Below are 21,797 nucleotides of genomic sequence, written 5' to 3'. Positions count from 1 at the left end.
CCTGGGTTACATGAAACGCGGCGGTCGCTTCGCCAGGAAGGCGGCGACTCCTTCCCGCCCCTCCGCCGCACCGGCCGATTCGGCAATCGAGGCGGCTTCGCGCTCCAGCTGGGCGGAAAGGTCGGCGGTTGCGGATTCCATCAACAAGGCGCGACATCTGGCGAGTGCGCGGATCGGCCCCTGCGCGAGCGCCGACGCGACGGTCGACGCCTCCGCGCGGAGCGCATCGTCGGTGACCACGCGCGTCACAAGGCCGAACTGCGCCGCTTCATCCGCCCTGATCCGTCGATTGGTGAACAGCATCTCCTGCGCCCACCGCATCCCGATCAGGCGCGGCAACCACCATGATGCGCCGCCATCCGGCGTCAGCCCGACGGCGCTGTAGGCCGAAGTGAAATGCGCGGAGGCGGCTGCGAGCGCAATATCTCCCAATATCGCAAGGCTGAGCCCCGCCCCGGCCGCGGGGCCGTTGATTGCGGTGACCAGAGGCTTTTCCATCGTGGCAAGCCGATGAATGCCGGCATGGAAACTGTGCGCGAGGGCACCGACCGCCGCTTCGGCATCTTCCCCGGTCGCGGAGAAGGCATCGATGTCGCCGCCGACGCAGAAGAATTTGCCGCTTCCGGTCAGGACGACGCAGCGTATGGCCCGGTCCGCCGCGCAGTGCTCCGCCAGTTCATGCAGGCGGAATGCGAATTCAGGATCGACGGCGTTGCGCTTTTCGGGGCGCGCCAGCGTCAGCCAGGCGACGCCGTCCTCGATGTCGAGCGTGATGGCCGGGCTGTTCATCGGGCGCCGGCCCTTTCCGCCTGCCGCCACGCCAGACGCATGAGTTCCGGCAGCACCGCGACGCGCTCGCGCGCCTGCGCGGAGGATGCGTTGCCGCGGATGACCCGGCCCTTGATGCCATGGAAGATGGCGGCGAGGCGAAAGAAGTTGAAGGCGATATAGAAGTCGTAGCCCGGCATGTCCGCCAACCCCCGGCGCCTGCAATAGGCGGCGAGATAGGCCTCTTCATCGGCTATGCCGAGCGCGGCGGGGTCGCTCCCGCCCAGGCCGGCGACGATATGCGGCGGCATCCGATACATCATCGCGTGATAGGCGAAGTCGGCGCCCGGATGGCCGAGCGTCGAAAGCTCCCAGTCGAGCACGGCCAGCACGCGCGGCTGCGTCGGGTGGAAGATCAGATTGTCGATGCGGAAATCGCCATGGACGATGCTCGTTTCCTCGCCCGGCGGGATGTGGGCGGGGAGCCATTCCACCAACCTGTCCATATAGGGATCGCGGCCCGCCTCCGCGTCCTCAAGATATTGGCGGGACCAGCGCGCGATCTGCCGTTCGAAATAGTTTCCGGGTCGGCCATAGTCCGCAAGGCCGGCGGCCACATGATCGATGCTGTGGAGGTCGGCGATCGTGGCGTTCATCGCATCGAAGAGCGCGGCTCTTTCTGCGGGGGACACATCGGGGATCGCGGCATCCCAGAAGATGCGGCCCTCCACCATGTCCATGACGTAAAAGATCGTGCCGATGACCGCGGGGTCGGTGCACAGGCCATGGACGGCGGCGACCGGTAATCCTGCCCCGGAGAGGCCGGCGAGCACTCTCGCCTCCCGGTCCAGCGCATGGGCACCCTTGAGCAGGGGGCCGGGCGGTTGCTTGCGCAGGACGTAGCTCTTGCCCGGCGTGATCAGCTTGTAGGTCGGATTGGACTGCCCGCCCTTGAACTGCTCGACCCTGAGCGGCCCGCCATAATCGGCGACATTGGCGCGCATCCAGGCGTCCAGCGCTCCCATATCCAGCTCATAGCCGGGGCGGACGGCGGCAGTGCCGCTATTGTCTTCGACCAGGGCATTCATCGTGCATCGCCTTCCCTTGAAATGGGCGGGGGCAGCCATTGGCCGTTCAGCATGTCTGGCTTCGGTCCGTAGGCGCGGATCACCACGAAAAATGGGCCCGCCGGTGCGGGAAGCCAGTTTCCATCGGATGATGCGGCATGCTGGATGCGGATTTCGATGGAACCGTCCTTCTGCACCTTCAGGCCCTTTGTCCGGTCGCTCACCAGATAGCGGCGCAGCGGATTGGGATGAAGGGCGAAGGTCTTCGCGTCGTAGAGGGTGACGGACCAGAAGCTGTTGACGGGCGGAGGCCTTTGCAGCCGCAGCATGTAGCGTGACGACGCGCCGTCCAGCGCCGATCCATCGCCGCCTGCGAAGGTGGTGTAGGACGCATTTTCCTCCCGCACATTCGCGCCGAGGCCGGCCATGTTGATGACGGACCGGCGCAGATAATTGAAACCGTAAACGCCCTTGTTGACCTTCATCCAGCCCGTGCCGGTGGGTTCGCCCAATTGCGACTTGGTGCGTGTGAGCATGTCCAGCGCCTCCGCATAACCGCTTTCGATCGCGGCTCGCATGGCCGGGGTCAGCCTGTCAGGGTTGAACGGGCGGTCGCCCGCTATGCCGAGCGGCCGGAATCGCGACACAAGCGCCTCCTCGCCCGGCTGCCAGCCATTGGCCCGAAGCAGATAGTCGAGCGCCCGGAAATAGCCGATGGCGCCAGAGGCGGGTGGTGGTGGCGATGTGTCGCCATCAGAGTCCGCCGTCCCTTCGCCTTCCGGAGCGATGATCCGGACCGCATCCTGAAAGGCACGCGCAGTCCGGACTTCGGCGTCGGACTGGGCGAAGGCGCGCATCAGGATCCATAGCTGGGTCGTGGCGGCTGGATAGACCGTGACCCCGGCGGGCGGGATGCCGCGCCAGCCGCGCGGCACCAGCAGGAAGCGGCCGCCTTTGACGCCTATCGTGCGATTGCTGAGATTGCTGGGATTGCCGAAAATGTCGAAGATGTTGAGCGTGAAATATTTGAGCTGCGTGGCCGGGATGTCGATTTCGACCGGCCCCTTGCTCAGGTCGATCCAGGCCGTGGAGTAAAGCGTGTCCGTATTGGGCACCTTGAAGGTGGCATAGTCCGGTCCCGCCAGGTTCCTCTCATGCGCGAAGCGGTTGAATCCGGTATAGCTGCTGGAACTCCGGTCGAACACCTGCCGATAGAGTTGCTCATAATGCAGATAGGCAGCCATGCCATAGACGGTCGCGTCGAATGCGACGGTCCGGAGCAGGGTGGCGCGGTCCTTCTCGTCCCTGGGCAGCAGGTCCTCGCCATATCCGGCTTGCGAAGTGGGCGCTTCCGGCGCGGCGAAGTTTGCTGGCTCGGCATGCCCAACGGTCGACATAAGGATCGGCAGGAGGACCAGCATCGGCCGCATGGCCGGCATCCATCGGCCAGCGTTCATCCCTGCGCTGCCTTCCAGTCGCGCTTGATCTTCTTGGCCAGGCTCCACTTATGGACCTCGGTCGGGCCGTCGTAGATGCGGAAGGCGCGGATTTCCCGGAACGCCTGCTCGACGATGGTGTCGCCGGACACTCCTGTCCCGCCCATCACCTGAACGCAGCGGTCGGCGACGCGGAACAGCGCGTCCGACACCGCGACCTTCGCCATGGAGCTTTCCGCCGTGCCGAGCGAACCCGTGTCGAGGACCCCCGCGCACCAGTCGATCATGCGTTCGGCCTGCTTCAGGTCGATCAGATTGTCCGCGAGCATGAAGCCCACGCCCTCATGGTCGACCAGCGGCTTGCCGAAGGCGTGGCGGCGGCAGGCATAGTCGGTGGCGATTTCCTGCGCGCGCGTCGCGAGGCCGAGCCAGCGCATGCAGTGGGACAGGCGGGCAGGGCTGAGGCGTATCTGCGCATAGGCGAAGCCTTCTCCGCTCGCGCCCAGCATCTGGTCCGCCGGAACGCGCAGATCGACGATGTCGACTTCCGCATGCCCGCCGGGCATCGAACTGTCGATCGTGTCGATCACGCGCACCGTCCGGATCGCCGGGTCGGGCAGGTCGACAAGGAACATGCAGGCGCCCTCATCCGACCGGGCCATGACGATGCCCACGCGCGCCCCTTCCGCCCCGGTGATGAACTTCTTGCGGCCGTTGATGACCCAATGATTGCCGTCGAGCCGGCAGGTCGTCTGCATCATCGACGGATCCGACCCCGCGCCGCCGGTTTCGGCAGGCTCGGTCATGAAGAAGGCGGAGCGCGCCTCGCCCCTCACCAGGGGGGCGAGAAATCGCGTCTTCTGTTCGGCGCTGCCGACCTTTCCGAGCAGATACATATTGCCTTCGTCAGGCGCGGCGGTGTTGCAGGCGAGGGGGCCGAGCGGCGACAGGCCCGACCTGATGAGGACGATGGCCGTTTCCCGCTGCGTCAGATGCGATCCGTCAGGCAGGATATGCGGGGTAAGCACGCCTGCTTCGCGTGCTTTTGCGCGCAGCTCCGCGACGAGCGCATCTTCCGGGCCATGGAAGCCGAGGCGACTGTCCTTTTCATAGGGAATGACCACGGTCCGGACGAAGGCTTCCACCTTCGAGGCGATGCTGTTCGCTCGCTCGGTCATTGCGCGGTGCTCCCCCCATCGATGACAAGTTCGGCGCCTGTCATGTAGCGGGACTCGTCGCTTGCCAGGAACAGGATTCCATCCGCTATCTCCTCCGCTTCCCCGATCCGGCCGAGCGGGACATCCGCCAGCAGGCTCCTGGCTGTTTCCGCATCGGCATAGGCAGGCGCGGTCAGCGGCGTCGCGATGTGACCGGGGTGAATGGAGTTCGCCCGCACGCCGTTGCCGGCGGCAGCGCATTCGAGGGCGGTCGCCTTGGTGAACATCCGGACACCCCCCTTCGCCGCGCTGTAGGAGCCGGTGCCCGCCCCGGCCACGATGCCCCGAATGGAGGACATGTTGACGATCGCGCCCCGGCCGGAGGCGGCGAGCAGCGGCATCATATATTTGGTGCCCAGGAAAACGCTGTCGAGATTGACGGCGATGATCGAGCGCCATTGCGCCAAGGTCGTGTCCGCAATCGACGCGAACTTGCCGAACCCGGCATTGTTCACGAGGATGTCGAGCGTGCCGAACCGTGTTCGTATCCGATCCGCCAGCGCGACCCATGCCTGTTCATCGGTGACGTCCATGACGGCGACCTCATGGCCGTCGCCCGGCAGGGACTTGGCCGCATCCGACAGGGCATCTCCATTGCGGTCCGCCAGGATGAGTGTCGCGCTCTCCGTCGCGAAGCGCCGTGCGGTGGCGAGCCCGATGCCCGAAGCGGCGCCGGTGATGAGCGCGATCCGCGCCTGAAGCCTGCTCACGATCTTTCCTCTTCTGCGTCAGCCTTGCCCTTGCTGAGCGAAATCAGGCTGTCGAATAGCGGATTTTCCCGCGCAAGGATCGATTGCGTCCGCTGCGCGATCACCGGATCGTAACGGGTCGTGGTAAAGACGTAGAACCGGTCATTCCGGATGCCGTCGAACGCCTGCGCGGCGACTTCCTCAGGCGATGGGGCATTCTGGAACAGATTGTCCGAAATCGACTGGAACTCGGCGGCTTCCGCCGGCTGCCCATCACTGGATCGCAGATGGGCAGGGCGGGATCGTTCGGCCTCGTAAATGCGGGTTGCGACCAGGCCGGGACACAGCATCGTGACGCCGATCGGGGCGTTCCGTTCACGCAGGCCGGCATAGAGCGCTTCGGTGATGCGGACGACGGCATGTTTGGACGCGCCATAGACGGCGGAGCCTTCGCCGCTCACGAAGCCGGCCACGGACGCGGTGTTGAGAATATGTCCCGGCCGTCCCTCGGCCAGCATCCGGGGCACGAAGCTGCGGATGCCGTTGACCACGCCCTCCATGTTGACCCCGAAGGCCCAGCGCCAGTCCTCCAGCCCATATTCCCAGACAAGCCGGTGGCGGCCGCCGGGGACGACGCCGGCATTGTTGCACAGCAGGGATACCTCGCCGAAGCGCGACCATGCGAGGTCGGCCAGAGCCTGTACCGCCTCCGGATCGGCCACGTCGGTTCTGTGGAGCGCGATGGCCGCGCTGTCGATGGTGCCGGCCACTGCTTCAAGGTCGGCAAGATTGATGTCGGCGAGGACCAGCTTCATCCCCTCCCGCGCGGCAAGATGCGCGAGCGCCGCGCCGATGCCGCTGCCGGCCCCCGTAATGACTGCCGTCCTGCCCTTGAAGTCCCTCATCCGGGCATGCTCCTCTCGCATCGGCCGAACCGGGATCGGCCCTGTATAAGCGTGCGATGTAGTCGACCGTCCGGTCGGACGTCAACTCCTTATCAGAAGTTGACCCGGATCGCGAAGCGGCATAGCCATGTTCAACCGACCGGACGGTCCACGCATTATCGGAGAGACGATGACTGATCTTCTGCCCCCGCTCGCCAGCCTTGGCCGCCTGCGTCGCGACGCCCCGAAGACCGTCGCGGGATTTCGCCGCTGGCGCGCGATCATCGATACCGATGGCGCTGTCCCCGCCCGGATGAAGCGATTGTTCGTCGCCTGCGCCGCCACGATGAAGGGCTATCGGGAACTTGCGACGCGGGAACTGGCGGAAGCCCGCGCGGCCGGTCTCACCGAGGCGGAGGCCGGCGCGGCGATCGCAATCCTGGCAAGCGTGCGCGGCGAGGGGGCGTCGCTGCGCTTCCATGATCTTTTCCGGGAAATCTACCCCGAAGCCGTCGATCCCGATTGGCCCGACGACGACATGGCGGTGGAAGATGGCGCGGCGCAGGCCAATTTCCTTCAATATTTCGGCACCATGCCCCCTTCGCTGGGCAAGCTGTTCGAGGTCAAGCCCCTTGGCGCCGACGCCTATTATCTCATGCGCGAGGGGACTTTGTCGGGGACGGCGCTGGGGCCCGTCCATGCGGAACTGCTGCTCGTCACCGTCCTCGTCGCCGATTATAGTTCATGGGCGTCCGTTCACATGAAGGGCGCGCGCACCGCCGGCGCCAGCGAGGAAGCAGTGGCCGAAGCGGTGATCTGCGCCGTGCCGACCGCCGGCCTGTCCGCCTGGGTCATCGGCGCGACCGCGATGGATGCGTGAGGGTCGTCCGTCCTTAAAGACCGCTGACGAGGTGCCCGCCATCCACCGCGATGACCGCGCCCGTCATGTAGCGCGACTGATCGGAACATAGCAGCAGGAGCGGCCCGTCCAGATCCTGCATCTGGCCCAGTCGCTTCTGCGGGATGCGCGAGATGAGCCGCTGACCTGCGTCGGATGCGAAGAAGTCGCGGTTGAGGTCCGTCTCGATATAGCCGGGCGCGAGCGCGTTGACCCGGATGTCGAACGCCGCCCATTCCAGCGCAAGCGCCTTCGTCAACTGGATGAGGCCGGCCTTGCTGGCGGCATAGGCGGCCAGCCCCTTGGACACGCGTTCCCCCAGGATCGAGGCGACGTTGACGATCGTCCCGCCTTCGCCCCGCATCATGCGCGCCGCCTGCTGGGCCACGAGGAAGGCGCCGGTCAGATTGGGCTGGAGCACCTGCGACCATTCGGTCGCGCTGAGATCGAGCGCCGCACGCATGTGGGCTACGCCTGCATTGTTGACGAGGATGGAGAGAGGCGCCGCAAGGTCGCGCTCGATTTGCCGGAAGGCCGCCGCGACCGCGTCCGGATCGGTCACATCCATGGCGACGGGAATGCATGCGCCGCCTTGTCGCCCAATCTCACCGGAGAGCGCCGAGAGCGCGTCGACTCGGCGCGCCGCTATCACGACCGTCGCCCCTTCCCGCGCCAGCAGGCGAGCGAAATGCCGGCCCAAACCCGAACTCGCTCCGGTGACCAGCGCTGTCTTGCCCTCAACTTGCATCGTCCGCTCCCTCGCGCTTGCATTCTTTTCATCCAGCCGCCATCCCTAGGAGGAACCGACCAGACGGTCGACTTACCTTTGTGAGAGGTAGGACGCAGAACAGGGAACAGAGCCGGCGATGGCGCGAGAAGCAACAAAGAAACGGCAGACGACCGAGGCGCATGACGAGAAGCGCAACGAGATATTGAGGCATTGCGCGACGCTGTTCGACCGGGTGGGATATCACAAGGCGTCGATGCAGATGCTGGCGGATGAGGTGGGCCTCGGCAAGCCGACGCTCTACCATTATTTTCCCAGCAAGAACGCCATCCTCTTCGCGATGCACGACGCCCATATGAGCGCGCTTCTGGCGGGTCTCGACGAGGAAGGGGGGTCGGACGATCCGCTGGGCCGCCTGCGCGCGGCATGCATCGACATACTGCGGCAGATCGCGGAGCATCCGGGTTATGTCCGGGCGTTCATGGACCATTATGAAGATCTGGAAGGCAAGATGCGCGACCATATCCGGGCGCAGCGCAACGCCTATCTGCAGCGGGTGCGCGGCATCATCGAACAGGGGATCGCGAACGGCCATTTCCGCCCGTGCGACCCGGGACTCACCACCTTGGGCTTCCTCGGCATGTGCAACTGGGCCTATAAATGGTATCCTCCCCTGGCCAAGCGCAGACCGCCCAAGGACGTCGCCGACGCGATCTGCCAGCCCTTTTTCGAGGGGCTGAGCCTGAAGGGCCGCTGATCATGTCCGCTGCCGGCCACTCCTGCACGATGCCGTCCGCCGCCCTGATCGACGCGGTCCGCTTTTCGGAGCCGGGGGGCATAGGACCGGCGGCGGAGCGGCTGCGCGATGCGGTGATGGACCTTTGCGGGCTGCGCACGGCGGTCACGCATAATGTGGCCTCCCGCGAACCGATGCGCGACGGGAATGGCGCCGTGCTGGCAAGCGAGGTCTTTGGTTTTCGCGGTGAGGAGTCGCGCTGGTGGGAGGTGCCCCAGCTTGCCCTTTCCTCGCCCATCGTTCACGCCTGCCGGGTGGAGGCGGAGCCGTTCTGGTGCAACGCGCATGGCTTTTTCACCCGCCTGCCCAACCCGCTGCTCGACGTGATCGACCTGCACGATTTCCGCATCCGGGCCATGACGGCGGCCGCGATCGTGGTTCCGATCCACCTGCCGTTCGGGCAGATCGGCGCAGCCAGTTTCCTCTCGCCCGAGCCGGAGGCCAATGACCTGTCCGATGCCTATGCCTGCGCCGCGGACGCTCTGGCCGTGCTCGCGCGGGCCTTTGTCCAAAGCTATGTCAAGGTGACGGCGCGGGCGCGGCCCGGGTTGGGGAGCATATCCTTGACCAAGCGCGAGGTGGAATGCCTGCGCTGGGCGGCTGCCGGAAAGACGAACGAGGAAATCGGAATCATCCTGGGCCTGCAACGCACCACGGTGCGATTCCACATCCGATCGGCATCCGTGAAGCTGGACGCGGTCAACCGCGACCAGACGATGTTCAAGGCGGCGCAGCTCGGCTTTCTGGGCATGATAAACTAACCCCTGTCGCATTGGTCAGAAGCCGACCGAACGGTCGGGCGCTATGTCTTCGGAAGGAGACAAGAGATGCCCGACACCCTGCCTGTTCCGATAGCCGACGGCCTCATCTGCCCCGATACAGAAGGCATTGCGCTGTTTGCCTCCAGAGAGCGGGCAACCAATCGCCTGTGCTTTCCGGCGCGACCGGAAGACGACCCGCGCTACGAGCGCGTCCTGCTGCCGCGCACAGGCCGGCTCTGGTCGTGGACTGTCCAGCGCTTCCGCCCCAAGTCGCCGCCCTATGCCGGCCCGGAAGCGTTCGAGCCCTATGCCGTGGGCTATGTCGATCTGGATGGAGCGCTGATCGTCGAGGGGCGTCTGGTCGATGTGGCGTTCGATGATCTGGCAATTGGCATGGCGATGCGCGTCGTGCCGCTGCCTTTCGAGATGACGGACGGAACGCTGCGCACCAGCTTCGGCTTCGCGCCGGACAAGGGGGTTGGGGCATGAGCGAAGACGTCTTCATCATCGGCACGGGCATTCATCCCTTCGGCCGCACCCCTGGCCTTTCGGGCCTGCAGCAGGGCGTCTTCGCCGTCCGCCAGGCGCTCGAACGGGCGGGGCTGGCATGGCGCGATATCCAGTTCGCCTTCGGCGGATCGGATGCCGCCGGCAATGCCGACACGATGGTGTCGGAGCTGGGGCTTACCAGCATTCCCTTCATCAACGTCGCCAACGGATGCGCGACCGGTGGGTCGGCCATGTTCGGCGCCTACAGCACGATCAAGTCCGGCGAGTTCGATCTTGGCCTCGCGGTAGGTTTCGACAAGCACCCGCGCGGCTCCTTCTCGCCCCTGCCGGCGGACTGGGGATTGCCGGACTGGTATGGCGAGACGGGGCTGATGCTGACCACCCAATTCTTCGCCATGAAGATTCAGCGCTATATGAGCCTCCATGGCATCACCCCGCACATGCTGGGTGCGGTCGCCGAGAAGGCGTTCGCCAACGGCGTTCTCGCCGATCATGCCTGGCGGCGCGAAGCCGTGGACATCGACACCATCCTCCATTCGCAGATGGTCAGCGACCCGCTCACCAAATTCATGTTCTGCTCGCCGGGCGAAGGCGCGGTGGCGCTGCTGCTGGCGAGCGGCAGGAAAGCGCGCGAACTTGGCCTGCCGGCGGTGCGGTTGCGTGCCGCGGCGGTCCGCACCCGGCCCCCCGGTTCGTTCGAGGTCTTCTCTCCAGCGCTCGATCTGGAGCGTGGCGGTTCACCGACCAGCGTCGCGTCCCAAGCGGCTTATGAGATGGCAGGCGTTGGTCCGGAGGACATCGACATAGCACAGCTTCAGGACACGGAGGCGGGGGCCGAGATCATGCACATGGCGGAGAATGGCTTTTGCGCCGATGGCGAGCAGGCCGCATGGATCGCTGAGGGCCGCACGCGGATCGACGGCAGCCTGCCGGTCAACACAGATGGCGGGTGCCTTGCCTGCGGGGAGCCGATCGGCGCATCGGGGCTTCGCCAGATCTATGAGAATTATGTGCAGTTGATCGGGCAGGCGGGCGCACGACAGGCGCCGGGCAGGCTGCGCCTCGGTTACAGCCACGTTTATGGCGCACCGGGCGTCTCCGCCGTCGCCATCGTGGAGCGCTGACGCCATGGACCTGGCGCTTAGCCAAGAGCAGCATGCGTTCCGCGAGGAGGTGCGTGCTTTCCTCGCTGCGTCGCTTTCGCCCGCGCTTCGGCGCGGGGCCGCGCTGACATCCGGTGTCTTCGCCGAACCCGACATCGCACGCGAATGGCAGGCGATATTGGAAGCGAAGGGATGGCTCGTCTATCACTGGCCGGACCATGCGGGCGGACCCGGATGGACGCCGGTCCAGCGCTGGATTTTCGAGAAGGAATGTGCGGAGGCAGGCGCTCCTGTCCTTCCCGGCATGGGCCTGAAGCTGGTGGGGCCGGTGCTGTACACCTATGGCACCCCGGCGCAGAAGGATCATTATCTCCCGCGCCTGCGCACGGGCGAGCATATATGGGCGCAGGGGTTTTCGGAACCCGGCTCCGGCTCCGACCTTGCAAGCCTGCGCACCCGCGCCGTGCGCGACGGCGACCATTATGTCGTGTCGGGCCACAAGATCTGGACCACGCAGGCGCAATACGCAAACCGGCTGTTCGCCCTCGTCCGGACCGACGCGGACGTGAAGCCGCAGCAGGGCATCAGCTTCCTGCTGATCGACATGGCGCTGCCCGGCGTGACGGTCAAACCGATCCTCAGCGCATCGGGCGATCACGAACTGAACGAGGTCTTCCTCGATGAAGTACGGGTGCCGGTCTCGGACCGTGTCGGAGACGAGGGGCAAGGCTGGTCGATCGCCAAGTTCCTGCTGGAGAATGAGCGGGGCGGGTCCAGCTTCGCTCCGGCGATCCTGGCCGATCTTGCCCGGTTGCGGACATCGACAGGGCCGCTGACCGGCGAACTGGCGGATCGCGCTCTCCGGCTCCAACTGGAGGCGGAAGCGCTGGAGATGACAGAGCTTCGGACGCTGATCGAGATCGAGCATGGCGCCGCGCCAGACCCGCGCAGCCTGACCACCAAGCTGCTGGCGTCCGAAATCCGGCAGGGCGTTGAGGCGCTGGCGGTGGACGCCTTCGGCCTCGCCGGTCTTCAACTGCCGGTCGAACGCCCCTTCTACGGCGACGCCATGCCCGCTCCGGTCGGTTCGGCGCAAGCGCAGGTCGCGGCGGCCCGCTACCTCAACGCCCGCGCCTGGTCGATCTTCGGCGGCACCAGCGAAATACAGCTCACACTCATCGCGAAGGCCGCACTCGGCCTCTAGACACAAGAAGGATGCATCATGCCTGAAGCCTATATCGTTTCCGCCCGCCGCACCGCCGGTGGCCGCCGCAATGGCCGGCTTGCCGGGTGGCACCCCGCCGATCTCGGTGCTCTGGTGCTGGACGCGCTGGTCACCGACGCCGGTGTCGATCCCGCCGCGATCGACGATGTGATCATCGGCTGCGTCAGCCAGGTGGGCGAGCAGACCTTCGCCTTCGGCCGCAACATCGTGCTCGCCTCCAGCCTGCCCGACAGCGTGCCGGCGGTGACGATCGACCGGCAGTGCGGCTCGTCCCAGCAGGCGGTGCATTTCGCGGCGCAGGCGGTCATGTCGGGCCTTCAGGACATCGTGATCGCAGGGGGCGTCGAAAGCATGACGCGGGTGCCGATGGGCTCCCCCATTACGCTGGCCAAGGCGAGCGGCATCGGCGCCAACCCCTTCTCCGAGGCGATCCAGAAGCGCTATGGCGTGGAGATGTTCAGCCAGTTTCAGGGCGCGCAGATGATCGCCGACAAATATGGCTTCACCCGCGACGATCATGACCGGTTCGCGCTCGCCAGCCACCGGAAGGCGGCGGCGGCCATGGATGCGGGCGCCTTTGACAGGGAGATCGTGCCGGTGCCCATCGTCACGGCGGAAGGGGAGCAGGCGATCCACGACCGCGACGAAGGGGTCCGGGCCGATGCGTCGATGGAGTCGATCGGTTCGGTCAAGCTGCTGGGCGAGGGCGGCACGCTTTCGGCGGCGACCGCGAGCCAGATCTGCGACGGCGCGAGCGGCGTGCTCGTCGCGTCCGAAGCGGCCGTCAAGGCGCATGGCCTGACGCCCATCGCCCGCATCGTCAATCTGGCGGTCACGGCAGGCGATCCGGTCATCATGCTGGAAGAGCCGATCCCGGCGACGCGGCGGGTGCTCGACCGGGCCGGCATGACGATGAAGGACATCGACCTTTTCGAAGTAAATGAGGCCTTCGCGTCGATCCCCATGGCATGGATGAAGGCGCTCGACGCGGACCCGGCGAGGTTGAACGTCAACGGGGGCGCGATTGCGCTTGGCCATCCGCTCGGCGCGACCGGCACGAAGCTGATGGCGACGCTGATCCATGCGCTCAAGGCGCGGGGCCAGCGCTATGGTCTCCAGACCATGTGCGAAGGCGGCGGCATCGCCAACGCCTCGATCATCGAGGTGCTCTGAGCCATGAACCTCGCGCTCAGCGATGAGCAGGCGATGGTCCGCGACATGGTCCGCCGCTTTCTGGCTGACCGCTATGACGCGACGACCATGGCGAAAGGGCCGATGTCTCCCGACGACTGGCGCGCATTGGGGGAACTCGGTCTTTTCGCCCTGCTGGCGCCGGAGCAGGCAGGCGGCCTGGGCGGCGGCGCGGTGGAGGTGATGATCGTCTCCGAAGAGATGGGGCGCGCCCTTGCGATCACGCCGCTGGCCGAAGCCGTTCTGCTCTGCGGCCGGGCAATCGCTGGTGATCCTGTGGCCCGGCGCTGGGGCGACAGGCTGATGCAAGGGGAGGCTCTGCTCGCATTTGCGCCGGGAGGTGCGATGGCGGACGGCAGGCTCTGCGGATCGGCGGGCATCGTCCGGGACGGCATGGATGCCGACGCCTTTGTCGTGGAGACGGAAGCGGGCGCGCTTCTGCTGATCAATGGGCAGGACAGCGGCGTTCGCAGGATGCCGGTTCGTCTGGTCGACGGCAGCATGGCAGCCCATGTGCGATTCGATGCGGTGCATGCCGTGCCGCTCACGGTTCCGGGGAGCGCGTGGGCAGAGGCTCAAGCCCTGGCCGGCCTGTCGATCGTCGCCGAACTGGTCGGCGCGATGGCGACCTTGCTTGACCTGACCGTCGATTATGTCGGGCAGCGCCACCAGTTCGGCAAGCCGATCGCGAGCTTTCAGGTCGTGCAGCATCGCTGCGCCCGGATGTACACCTGGCTGGAGCAATCCCGATCTTTGCTTTTGAAATCGGCCCTGGTCGAGGAGGAAGAACGGGTCCGGGCCGTGACGGCAGCAAGGGCCTATATTGGCGACGCTGCCCTGAAACTCGCGGAGGAGGCGGTGCAGTTGCATGGCGGCATGGGTGTGACCGATGAACTTGCGGTCGGGCGTGGGCTGCGGCGCGTGCTGCTGCTGTCGCGCCTCCATGGCGGTGGAACCGCCGCCCGTGCCGCCCTGGCGGCCTGAAGGGATCGGCCATGGCGAAGAAGGGCAGGGTTGAGGGGAAGGTCGTCCTCGTGACCGGCGCGGCGCAGGGGCTGGGCAAGGCCGACGCCGAAGCGCTGGCGCGCGAGGGCGCGCGGGTGGTCGTCGCCGATGTCGACGAGGCGGAGGCGCAACGGGTCGTCGAGACGCTTCCGGCAGCGATGGCGCTCCGCCTGGACGTGACCAGCGAAGCGCAATGGCAGGCCGCGTTGACGAAGATCATGCAGGCCTATGGCCGGCTCGATGCGCTGGTCAACAATGCGGGCATTGCCGCCTTCGAAACGGTCGAGCAGTCTTCGCTGCAGGCATTCCGCCGCGTGATGGCCGTTTCGGCGGAAGGGACGTTTCTGGGATGCAAGACCTGCCTGCCGGCGCTGGCGGCCAGCGGGGCGGGATCGATCGTCAACATCACGTCCGTGGCCGCGATCCGGGGCAATCCGGCGGTGTTCGCCTATAGCGCGGCCAAGGGCGCCGTACTCTCCATGACGCGCAGCCTGATCGTGCATTGCCAGCAGCAGGACTATCCGGTTCGCGCCAATGTGGTTCTCCCCGGCTCGCACGATACGCAGATGGTTCGCGAGGCCTATCGCTTCGCCGCGCCCGGATTGCGCGAAGCCGCCCAAAGGCATGAGGGGCAGCCGGAGCATGTCGCCGACCTGGTCCTGTTCCTGGTGTCGGACGAGTCCGCCCGGCTGAACGGGGCGGAAATCGTGATCGACAATGGCCGGACGGTGGCGTGAGACTCACTGCCGTTTGAGATCGTCCGCGTAGAAGCGGGATGCCCAGGCGATGCTGCCGGCGCCCGCGAGCGAGAACAGCACCACAGCCGAAAGCGCGTAACGCAGCGATGTGTCGTGCATCCCATCCGCCGCCGCCAGATAATCGCTGAGGAACCCCGTCACCGCCGGCCCCAGACCGAGTCCGAACAGATTGAAGACCAGCAGGGTCACGGCCGACGTAAGTGCCCGGATGCGCGGCGGAACGACGGACTGTGGGACGCCTATGATCGGGCCATAATAGAAGAACATCAGCATGGTCGCGATAAAGCCGAACGCCAGCGACGCGGTCAGCGAAGGAATCAGGAACTGGACCAGCGCGGCGGGCACCATCAGGAGCATCGCGGCGGCGCTCACCCAGACGCGGCCCGCCGGATCGCGCGATCCCGCCGCATCCGACAGGCGGCCGCCCAGATAGATGCCGATGCCGCCGCCCAGCCCGTTCATCAGCGCCAGCCAGGAGGCGACGTCGGCAAGCGGCATGTGGTGGACGCGCATGTAGAAGGGCGCGGACCAGCTCATCATCGCATATTGGGCGAAGGCGTGAAGGGTCGTTCCGATCAGCATGTAACGATAGGTCCGCAACCGCCACAGGAAGCGCATGGCTTCACCGAGGGGCGGCGCTTTTTCCGTTCGGATCGAAGGGCCTGACCCCGTCCGCGCAGGCTCCCGCACGAGCAGCAGGACGATCGGCGCCAGCGCCAGCCCCGCGACGCCGATCACCCCGAAGGCAAGACGCCATCCCAGCGCCGAGGCGATCCAGCCGCCCGACGCATAGCCGAGCATGATCCCGGCCGGGAGCGCCAGTCCCCACAGGGCAAGCGCCGTCACCCGTTTTTCGGGCGGGTAGTAATCGGCGATGATGGAATGGGAAGCCGGCACGGAACCCGCTTCTCCCAGCGCGACGCCGATGCGGAATGCGACCAGAGAGCCAAAACCGGTCGCCAGGCCCGATAGCGCCGTCATGCCGCTCCAGGTGGCGAGCGAGGCGGCGATGATGTTGCGGCGATTGAAGCGATCCGCCAGACGCGCGATCGGAAGGGACAGCGTCGCGTAGAACAGCGCGAAGGCAAGGCCGGTCAGCAGTCCGAGCTGGCCGTCGCTTAGCCCCAGTTCGCGCTTGATCGGTTCCTGAAGCACCGACAGGACCGTGCGATCGATATAGTTGAACATCGAAACCAGGCCCAGCATGACCAGCATCGTACGGCGCAACCCGGCGGCGGAGGTCGTCGGCGGAGCGGTGAGTCCGATGGGAGGGCTGTTCATGCGTTTACCTCTTGAATGGCTCCGGGATTGAAGGGAGGCCGCTTTGGGCGAGCCTCCCCGGACTATCGAACTTCCCTTGCGGGCAGTCCGTTCGGCAATCCATCAGAACTTGAAACGGACCCCCGCCGTGAGCGTGCGCCCGGCGACGTTGTAGAGCGTGAACAGGGTCGGATAGAGAAGGCCCGGCGCGGCGGCTGCGGCGACCAGCGGCGGCTTGCGGTCGAACAGGTTCGTGGCCGTCACGAACAGTTCCGGCTCCCCGCGCACGTCGAACTTATAGGATGCCGTGGCGTCGGTGTAGAAGACCGGCTTGATCGCCGGGACCGCATAAAAGGACGTCGGATCGTTCTTGAGGTTGCCGATGGTCACCTTGCCGATCATAGATTCCTGCACGAACAGGGTGAGGCCCCCATTGGTGTAATTGGCGCTGAGCGTGCCCCTGAACTTGGGATAGGCATAGCCGGTCTGGCTGTTGACGCCATGGCCGGCATAATCGATCACCGGCGCGATGGAATTGGTCTGCGTCTTGTACCGGTCCAGATAGTTGGCGAAGGCGCGCAGGGTGAGTTCGCCATCGCCCAGCTTGGTCCGGTACGACATGGTGATGTCGAGGCCGCTGGTGCGCAGGAAGCTGATATTCTGCGTGATGAGGCTCACTGAGATCGGATAGTTGGCGGCCGACCGGTCGCTGAACGGCAGCGGCCTTTCGATAAGGGCGCAGGTCGGCGACGTGCCGTTCGACGTTTCACATTCGTTGACCACATCGTTCAGCCCTTGCGTGGCGATGGCGCCCTTGATCTTGAGGTCGTAATAATCGACCGAAACGTCGAAGCCGGGCAGGAAACTGGGGCTGAGGACCACGCCCGCCGCGAACGTGTCGCCGGTTTCGGGATCGAGGTCGGGGTTGCCGCCGCTGAATTGACGGATCGAACCCGGCTGGCCGGTGTGAGGGTCGTTGAAGTTCACCGGCGCGGTCTGAACGCCCGCGAACAGTTCGAACAGCGAGGGCGCGCGAATATCGCGCGAGCGCGTGACGCGGAACATCACGTCCTGGATCGGCTTGTAGACCGCCCCGACCTTCCAGGTCTTGACGCTTCCGCTGGTGCTGTAGTCGGTCAGGCGGAAAGCGCCGTTGAGGCTCAGCTCCTCGGCGAAGGGTTGGCCCTTGAATACCGGAACCTGCGCTTCGGCAAACACTTCCTTCACGTTCAGCTTGCCGAAGGCCGAGCCGACATTGGTGTTGTTGAAGCGGGTCATGCGATTGGCCGGAATGCCCCGCAGCCCGGTGAAGTCCACCGGCACGGCGGGATCGGAATTGGACGTCAGGTCCAGCTTCTGCTTGCGATATTGCCCGCCGATGGCGACCGTGACCGGGCCTGCCGGAAGCTCGAAAAGATCCCCGCGCGCCGACAGGACGAAGTCGTCGGTCGTGTTCATGGCGCGGTAACGGGATACGCCAAGGACGGTTTGCAGATCGGCGGACGTGGGCGTTCCCGCGCCGAAGACATTGAGCGGCGTGCACCCCGGATAGAGGCCGGGATTGGTCAGCGTGACGCGGCAGACGATCGAATTGTTCGGACCGCGAACCGCGTCCAGCGCCGCTGCCAGCTTGGGGATCTCGACCTGCGTCTGGGCGAATTTGGTGACGGACTTGCCATGGGTGTAGTCGGCGGTGACGTTCCATCCGCCAAGGTTCCATTCAAGGCCGCCGTTGATGAGATAGGCATTGGTCGCCTCCCGCGTCGGGATCGGCCCCTGCTCACCGATGAAGCGGAAGACGGTGAAGCTGTCATTCGGCCCCATTTGCGCCTGGACCGCCGGGTTCAGGAAGGCGTTGCCGCTGAAGAAGCGGAAGCCGAGTACGGACTGGGCCTGCGTATCGTAGCTGGTGACGCTGCGCGAGTAGCTGCCCTGGACATGCGCCGTCAGCCCGTCCGTCAGGTCGTAGGCCAGGCGGCCAAAGCCCTGTGTCGTCGTCAGCGGCGCGATCAACTGGTTGAAGCCGGGAATATAAAGGCCGTCGCCGCCCACATTGGTGCCCGGCGTACCAGTGGCGGTGCCGCGCTGGATGGGCCGCACCGCGCCGCCCGGCAGGAAGATGTTATTGGTGAGCGAGGGCACGGTGCTCGTCAGGATGATGCCGTTATTATAGTCGTTCGTCGTGAAACGCAGGTTCGGCAGGAAGATGAACGGGTTTGCCTCGCGGCCCGGTGCGGCGGTCGACCCGGGGACCGAACCCACGGCCGCATAGGCGTCGTCACCATAGATGCGCGCGCTGCGCTTGATGCCATCGCTGTGAAAACGCTCGACCGAGGCGAGGATATGGCCGCGATCGCCCGCAAAGCTGAGGCCCCCCGCAATGCCGATGCGATAGTTGCCGAGGTCGCCGCGGGTCGATACGCCGCGCTGCGTGACGCCCTTCACCCCCTCGAACTTCTTGTCGAGGACGAAGTTGACCGCGCCGCTGACGGCGTCGGAGCCGTAGACCGCCGATGCGCCGCCGGTCACGACGTCGACGCGCTGGATCAGCAGTTGCGGAATCGTGTTGACGTCCACCGCGCCCCGGAAGGTGGTGGGCGGCACGCGGATGCCGTCGAGCAGGATCAGCGCCCGCGTCGGACCGACGCCGCGCAGGTTGAGCAGATTGCCATGCTCGCCGCTATTGCCCTGCAACTGGCTGTTCGACTGCGGGCTGACCGAGTTGGCGAATTGCGGCAGCTTGTTGATCGCATCGGCGAGGTTGGTGGGGGTCGCCTTCTCCAGTTCCGTGGTGGGCGCGACGGTGACGGGCGTTGGCTGGTTGTAGCCGTCGCGCACGACGCGCGTTCCGGTAACGATGATGTCTCGCGTGGAAGGCGCGGCGGCATCCTCCGCCGACTGTGGTTCGGTCGTCGCCGTTTGCGCATGGGCCGGCACGATGATCCCGGCAAACGCGCATCCCGAAAGGAGCGCCAATCGGCCAATCTTGAACCTTGTCATCATCTCTCTCCCTCTGATTAGGGCCATTTTGTCTTTCGCCCTGAAATCTCGTTTCATCCTGTCAGAAGATCAGACTGCGCCGGCCTCCCGCGCCGCCAGCCAGGCGGCCTTGGCGAGTGGTTCGATCCGTGTGACGATGTCGGCGGCATTGCTTGCGGTCTGCACGCCGTCGCGCGCCCGGCCGGCGATGCCCTGCAGAATGGCGGCCACCCGGAACAGGTTGAAGGCGCGGTAGAAGGGATGCGTGGGATCGCCGCGAAGGCCGGTCCGCTCGCAATAGCGGCGGGCATAATCTTCGGCCGTGGGAATGCCGAGCGCGGCAAGATCGGCGCCGCGCAGGGTTCCGCGCACGTCCACGCCCTCCGGCCTGAACCACTCCATCATATGGTAGGTGAGGTCGCCGAGCGGATCGCCCAGGGTCGACAACTCCCAGTCTATGACGGCGGATACGCGCGGCTCGGTCGGATGGACCAGCAGGTTGTGGAAGGAATAGTCGCCATGGATGATCGTGGTGCGCTCTTCCGTGGGCGGGATCGCGCCGGGCAGCCAGTCTATCAGCCGGTCCATCTCCGGGATGTCGCGGGTGCGCGACGCATCATATTGCCGCGACCAGCGGGAAATCTGCCGCGCGAAATAATTGCCCGGCTTGCCATAGTCGGAGAGCCCGAGCGCCGCGAAGTCGACCAGATGCAGGCGGGCAAGCGTTTCATTGGCGGAGTCATAGATCGCGGCGCGCTCCGGACGGTCTAAGCCCGGCATGAGCGGGTCCCAGAAGCTGCGTCCCGGAACGTAGCGCATCACATAGAAGATGCTGCCGATGACATCCTCGTCCTCGCAAAGCAGCAGCGGTTCGGCGACGGGCAGGCCGGCTTCGTGCAGGGCCATGGTGATGCGATATTCGCGATCCACCGCATGGGCGGATTTCAGCAAAACGCCCGCCGGCTTGCGCCGCAGGACATAGCTTTGGTCCTGCGTCGACAGAAGGAAGGTCGGGTTGGACTGTCCGCCCTCGAACCGCTGGACGCGCATGGGTCCGGAAAAATCCCCGATCCGGCCCGTCAGATAAGCGGCAAGTCGGGCTTCGTCGAACGCACTGTTGACGGCGACATCGACCGTCGAGCCGATCGTCGCGGCAGGCTGCGCGGCGCTCACGACGCTGCGCCTTCCGCATATTTGGCGAGTTCCATCCGGGCGAGCTGGCGTTCATGAACCTCGTCGGGCCCATCGGTCAGCCGCACGATGCGGGTGTTCGCCCAAAGCTCCGCCAGGCCGAAATCGTCGCTGACGCCGCCGCCGCCATGCGCCTGGATCGCGTCGTCGACGATCTGCTGCGCCATTTTCGGCGCGGCGATCTTGATCATCGCGATTTCGGCGCGGGCGGCCTTGTTGCCGACCGTGTCCATCATATGCGCGGCCTTCAGGCACAGCAGGCGCGCCATCTCGATCTCGCAACGGGCGCGGGCGATCCGTTCCTCCCAGACCGAATGTTCGGCGATGACCTTGCCGAAGGCCCGTCGCGAAAGGATGCGCCGGCACATCTTTTCCAGCGCGACTTCCATCGTCGCGATGTTGCGCATCGTGTGGTGGATGCGCCCGGGACCAAGGCGGCCCTGCGCGATCTCGAAGCCGCAGCCTTCGCCCAGCAGCATATTCTCCGCCGGCACGCGCACATTCTCCAGCGCCACCTCGAAATGGCCATGCGGCGCATGATCGTAACCGAAGACGGGGAGGTGCCGCACAAGCGTCACGCCCGGCGTGTCGCGCGGCACCAGGATCATCGATTGCTGCCGGTAGGGCGCGGCATCCGGGTCGGTCTTGCCCATGACGATGAAGAAGTCGCAGCGCGGATGGCCCGCTCCCGACGACCACCATTTCCGGCCGTTGATGACATAGTCGCTTCCGTCGCGGCGAATGTCGGTCTGGATGTTCCGCGCGTCGGATGAAGCGACGGCCGGTTCGGTCATCAGGAAGGCGGACCGGGTCTTGCCGTCGCGCAGCGGCACCATGAAGCGCTGCTTCTGCTCGGCCGTGCCATAGCGATGCAGCACCTCGAAATTGCCGGTGTCCGGCGCCATGCAGTTGAACACCTCGCTGGCGAAGGAAATCCGGCCCATTAGTTCGGCGATCGGCGCATATTCGACATTGGTGAGGCCCACGCTGGTGAAAAATTCATCGTCATGCTCAGATGGCGGCATGAAGATGTTCCACAGCCCCGCCTCCCGCGCTTTGTCCTTGAGTTCGTCGAACACCGGCGGGATTTCGGTCCAGCGATCGATCGCGGCGGACTGCCTGTGATAGACCGGAACGGCAGGAACGATGTGCTCTTCCATGAACGCCCTTACGCGCTCCATCCATTCCCTGGATTTGGCCGACTGTTCGAAATCCACGCATCCGCTCCAATTACGCCGCCGGATTCGAGCCGGCCTGCTTCCGTTCTAATACTCACCCGACCGATCGGTCGAGTGATAACTAGTCGACCGACTGGTCGGCTGTCAAACTGGT

Annotated in this window: 20 protein-coding genes; 9 read left to right on the top strand and 11 right to left on the bottom strand. The window is 65.6% G+C overall.

Going from position 1 to position 21,797, the window contains the following annotated elements; genetic code table 11:
* Positions 1 to 6: 6 nt before the first annotated feature.
* The 6 genes from A8G00_RS10755 to A8G00_RS10730 are packed head-to-tail and all read right to left on the bottom strand — an operon-like array spanning position 7 to position 6,082.
* On the bottom strand, positions 7 to 789 hold the full coding sequence (locus A8G00_RS10755) for an enoyl-CoA hydratase/isomerase family protein (protein WP_103000652.1): 783 nt from the start codon (positions 787 to 789) through the stop codon (positions 7 to 9).
* Complete coding sequence (locus A8G00_RS10750) at positions 786 to 1,856, bottom strand: phosphotransferase family protein (RefSeq protein ID WP_103000651.1); 1,071 nt, start codon at positions 1,854 to 1,856, stop codon at positions 786 to 788. The genes A8G00_RS10755 and A8G00_RS10750 overlap by 4 nt, the downstream gene beginning before the upstream one ends.
* Positions 1,853 to 3,292 (bottom strand): DUF1254 domain-containing protein, encoded by a 1,440-nt coding sequence (locus A8G00_RS10745; RefSeq protein ID WP_103000650.1) that lies wholly within the window; start codon positions 3,290 to 3,292, stop codon positions 1,853 to 1,855. Before A8G00_RS10745 ends, A8G00_RS10750 begins: the two co-directional genes overlap by 4 nt.
* Positions 3,289 to 4,449, bottom strand: a complete 1,161-nt coding sequence (locus tag A8G00_RS10740) for an acyl-CoA dehydrogenase family protein (protein ID WP_103000649.1) — start codon at positions 4,447 to 4,449, stop codon at positions 3,289 to 3,291. The genes A8G00_RS10745 and A8G00_RS10740 overlap by 4 nt, the downstream gene beginning before the upstream one ends.
* Positions 4,446 to 5,198, bottom strand: a complete 753-nt coding sequence (locus tag A8G00_RS10735) for an SDR family NAD(P)-dependent oxidoreductase (RefSeq protein ID WP_025547936.1) — start codon at positions 5,196 to 5,198, stop codon at positions 4,446 to 4,448. The genes A8G00_RS10740 and A8G00_RS10735 overlap by 4 nt, the downstream gene beginning before the upstream one ends.
* Positions 5,195 to 6,082, bottom strand: coding sequence for an SDR family NAD(P)-dependent oxidoreductase (locus A8G00_RS10730; RefSeq protein WP_044660516.1), 888 nt, complete (start codon positions 6,080 to 6,082; stop codon positions 5,195 to 5,197). The genes A8G00_RS10735 and A8G00_RS10730 overlap by 4 nt, the downstream gene beginning before the upstream one ends.
* A 169-nt stretch (positions 6,083 to 6,251) precedes the next feature.
* On the opposite strand from A8G00_RS10730, the gene A8G00_RS10725 reads away from it, so the two are divergent.
* Positions 6,252 to 6,941 carry a carboxymuconolactone decarboxylase family protein gene (locus A8G00_RS10725; RefSeq protein ID WP_103000658.1) on the top strand — a complete coding sequence of 230 codons (690 nt, stop codon included), beginning with the start codon at positions 6,252 to 6,254 and terminating at the stop codon, positions 6,939 to 6,941.
* 13 nt (positions 6,942 to 6,954) lie between these two features.
* Here A8G00_RS10725 and A8G00_RS10720 read toward each other — a convergent pair whose 3' ends face one another.
* Positions 6,955 to 7,707, bottom strand: a complete 753-nt coding sequence (locus tag A8G00_RS10720; RefSeq protein WP_103000648.1) for an SDR family NAD(P)-dependent oxidoreductase — start codon at positions 7,705 to 7,707, stop codon at positions 6,955 to 6,957.
* A gap of 118 nt (positions 7,708 to 7,825) precedes the next feature.
* Between A8G00_RS10720 and A8G00_RS10715 the strand changes: the two genes are divergently transcribed.
* The 8 genes from A8G00_RS10715 (at position 7,826) to A8G00_RS10680 (ending at position 15,014) form a co-directional block, all read left to right on the top strand.
* The gene (locus A8G00_RS10715; protein WP_103000647.1) at positions 7,826 to 8,443 is read left to right on the top strand and encodes a TetR/AcrR family transcriptional regulator; all 618 of its coding nucleotides are present in this window, start codon (positions 7,826 to 7,828) and stop codon (positions 8,441 to 8,443) included.
* A gap of 2 nt (positions 8,444 to 8,445) precedes the next feature.
* Positions 8,446 to 9,243, top strand: a complete 798-nt coding sequence (locus tag A8G00_RS10710) for a helix-turn-helix transcriptional regulator (protein WP_061934979.1) — start codon at positions 8,446 to 8,448, stop codon at positions 9,241 to 9,243.
* Positions 9,244 to 9,309: 66 nt separating this feature from the next.
* Entirely contained in the window at positions 9,310 to 9,732 is a 423-nt protein-coding gene (locus A8G00_RS10705) for a Zn-ribbon domain-containing OB-fold protein (protein WP_103000646.1), read from the top strand.
* A complete protein-coding gene (locus A8G00_RS10700) occupies positions 9,729 to 10,877 on the top strand; it encodes a thiolase family protein (protein ID WP_103000645.1) in 1,149 nt (382 codons plus the stop codon). Before A8G00_RS10705 ends, A8G00_RS10700 begins: the two co-directional genes overlap by 4 nt.
* A gap of 4 nt (positions 10,878 to 10,881) precedes the next feature.
* Positions 10,882 to 12,060 carry an acyl-CoA dehydrogenase family protein gene (locus tag A8G00_RS10695; RefSeq protein WP_103000644.1) on the top strand — a complete coding sequence of 393 codons (1,179 nt, stop codon included), beginning with the start codon at positions 10,882 to 10,884 and terminating at the stop codon, positions 12,058 to 12,060.
* Between the two features lie 18 nt (positions 12,061 to 12,078).
* The gene (locus tag A8G00_RS10690; RefSeq protein ID WP_103000643.1) at positions 12,079 to 13,254 is read left to right on the top strand and encodes an acetyl-CoA C-acetyltransferase; all 1,176 of its coding nucleotides are present in this window, start codon (positions 12,079 to 12,081) and stop codon (positions 13,252 to 13,254) included.
* A gap of 3 nt (positions 13,255 to 13,257) precedes the next feature.
* Positions 13,258 to 14,256, top strand: coding sequence for an acyl-CoA dehydrogenase family protein (locus A8G00_RS10685; RefSeq protein ID WP_103000642.1), 999 nt, complete (start codon positions 13,258 to 13,260; stop codon positions 14,254 to 14,256).
* A gap of 11 nt (positions 14,257 to 14,267) precedes the next feature.
* The gene (locus A8G00_RS10680; RefSeq protein WP_103000641.1) at positions 14,268 to 15,014 is read left to right on the top strand and encodes an SDR family oxidoreductase; all 747 of its coding nucleotides are present in this window, start codon (positions 14,268 to 14,270) and stop codon (positions 15,012 to 15,014) included.
* Between the two features lie 3 nt (positions 15,015 to 15,017).
* Here the strand turns inward: A8G00_RS10680 and A8G00_RS10675 are convergent, their stop codons facing one another.
* The 4 genes from A8G00_RS10675 to A8G00_RS10660 all read right to left on the bottom strand — a co-directional run bounded on the left by A8G00_RS10675 (position 15,018) and on the right by A8G00_RS10660 (position 21,646).
* Complete coding sequence (locus A8G00_RS10675) at positions 15,018 to 16,316, bottom strand: MFS transporter (protein WP_025547916.1); 1,299 nt, start codon at positions 16,314 to 16,316, stop codon at positions 15,018 to 15,020.
* A gap of 102 nt (positions 16,317 to 16,418) precedes the next feature.
* Positions 16,419 to 19,295, bottom strand: coding sequence for a TonB-dependent siderophore receptor (locus tag A8G00_RS10670; protein ID WP_253257963.1), 2,877 nt, complete (start codon positions 19,293 to 19,295; stop codon positions 16,419 to 16,421).
* A gap of 69 nt (positions 19,296 to 19,364) precedes the next feature.
* Complete coding sequence (locus A8G00_RS10665) at positions 19,365 to 20,447, bottom strand: phosphotransferase family protein (RefSeq protein WP_103000639.1); 1,083 nt, start codon at positions 20,445 to 20,447, stop codon at positions 19,365 to 19,367.
* Positions 20,444 to 21,646: an acyl-CoA dehydrogenase family protein gene (locus A8G00_RS10660; RefSeq protein ID WP_103000657.1), complete on the bottom strand. Its 1,203-nt coding sequence runs from the start codon at positions 21,644 to 21,646 to the stop codon at positions 20,444 to 20,446. Before A8G00_RS10660 ends, A8G00_RS10665 begins: the two co-directional genes overlap by 4 nt.
* Between the last annotated feature and the right edge of the window lie 151 nt (positions 21,647 to 21,797).

The organism is Sphingobium sp. SA916 (genome assembly GCF_002894065.1).
In the GTDB taxonomy this organism is placed as follows: domain Bacteria; phylum Pseudomonadota; class Alphaproteobacteria; order Sphingomonadales; family Sphingomonadaceae; genus Sphingobium; species Sphingobium fuliginis.
This window is presented reverse-complemented; position numbering and strand designations above follow the sequence as displayed.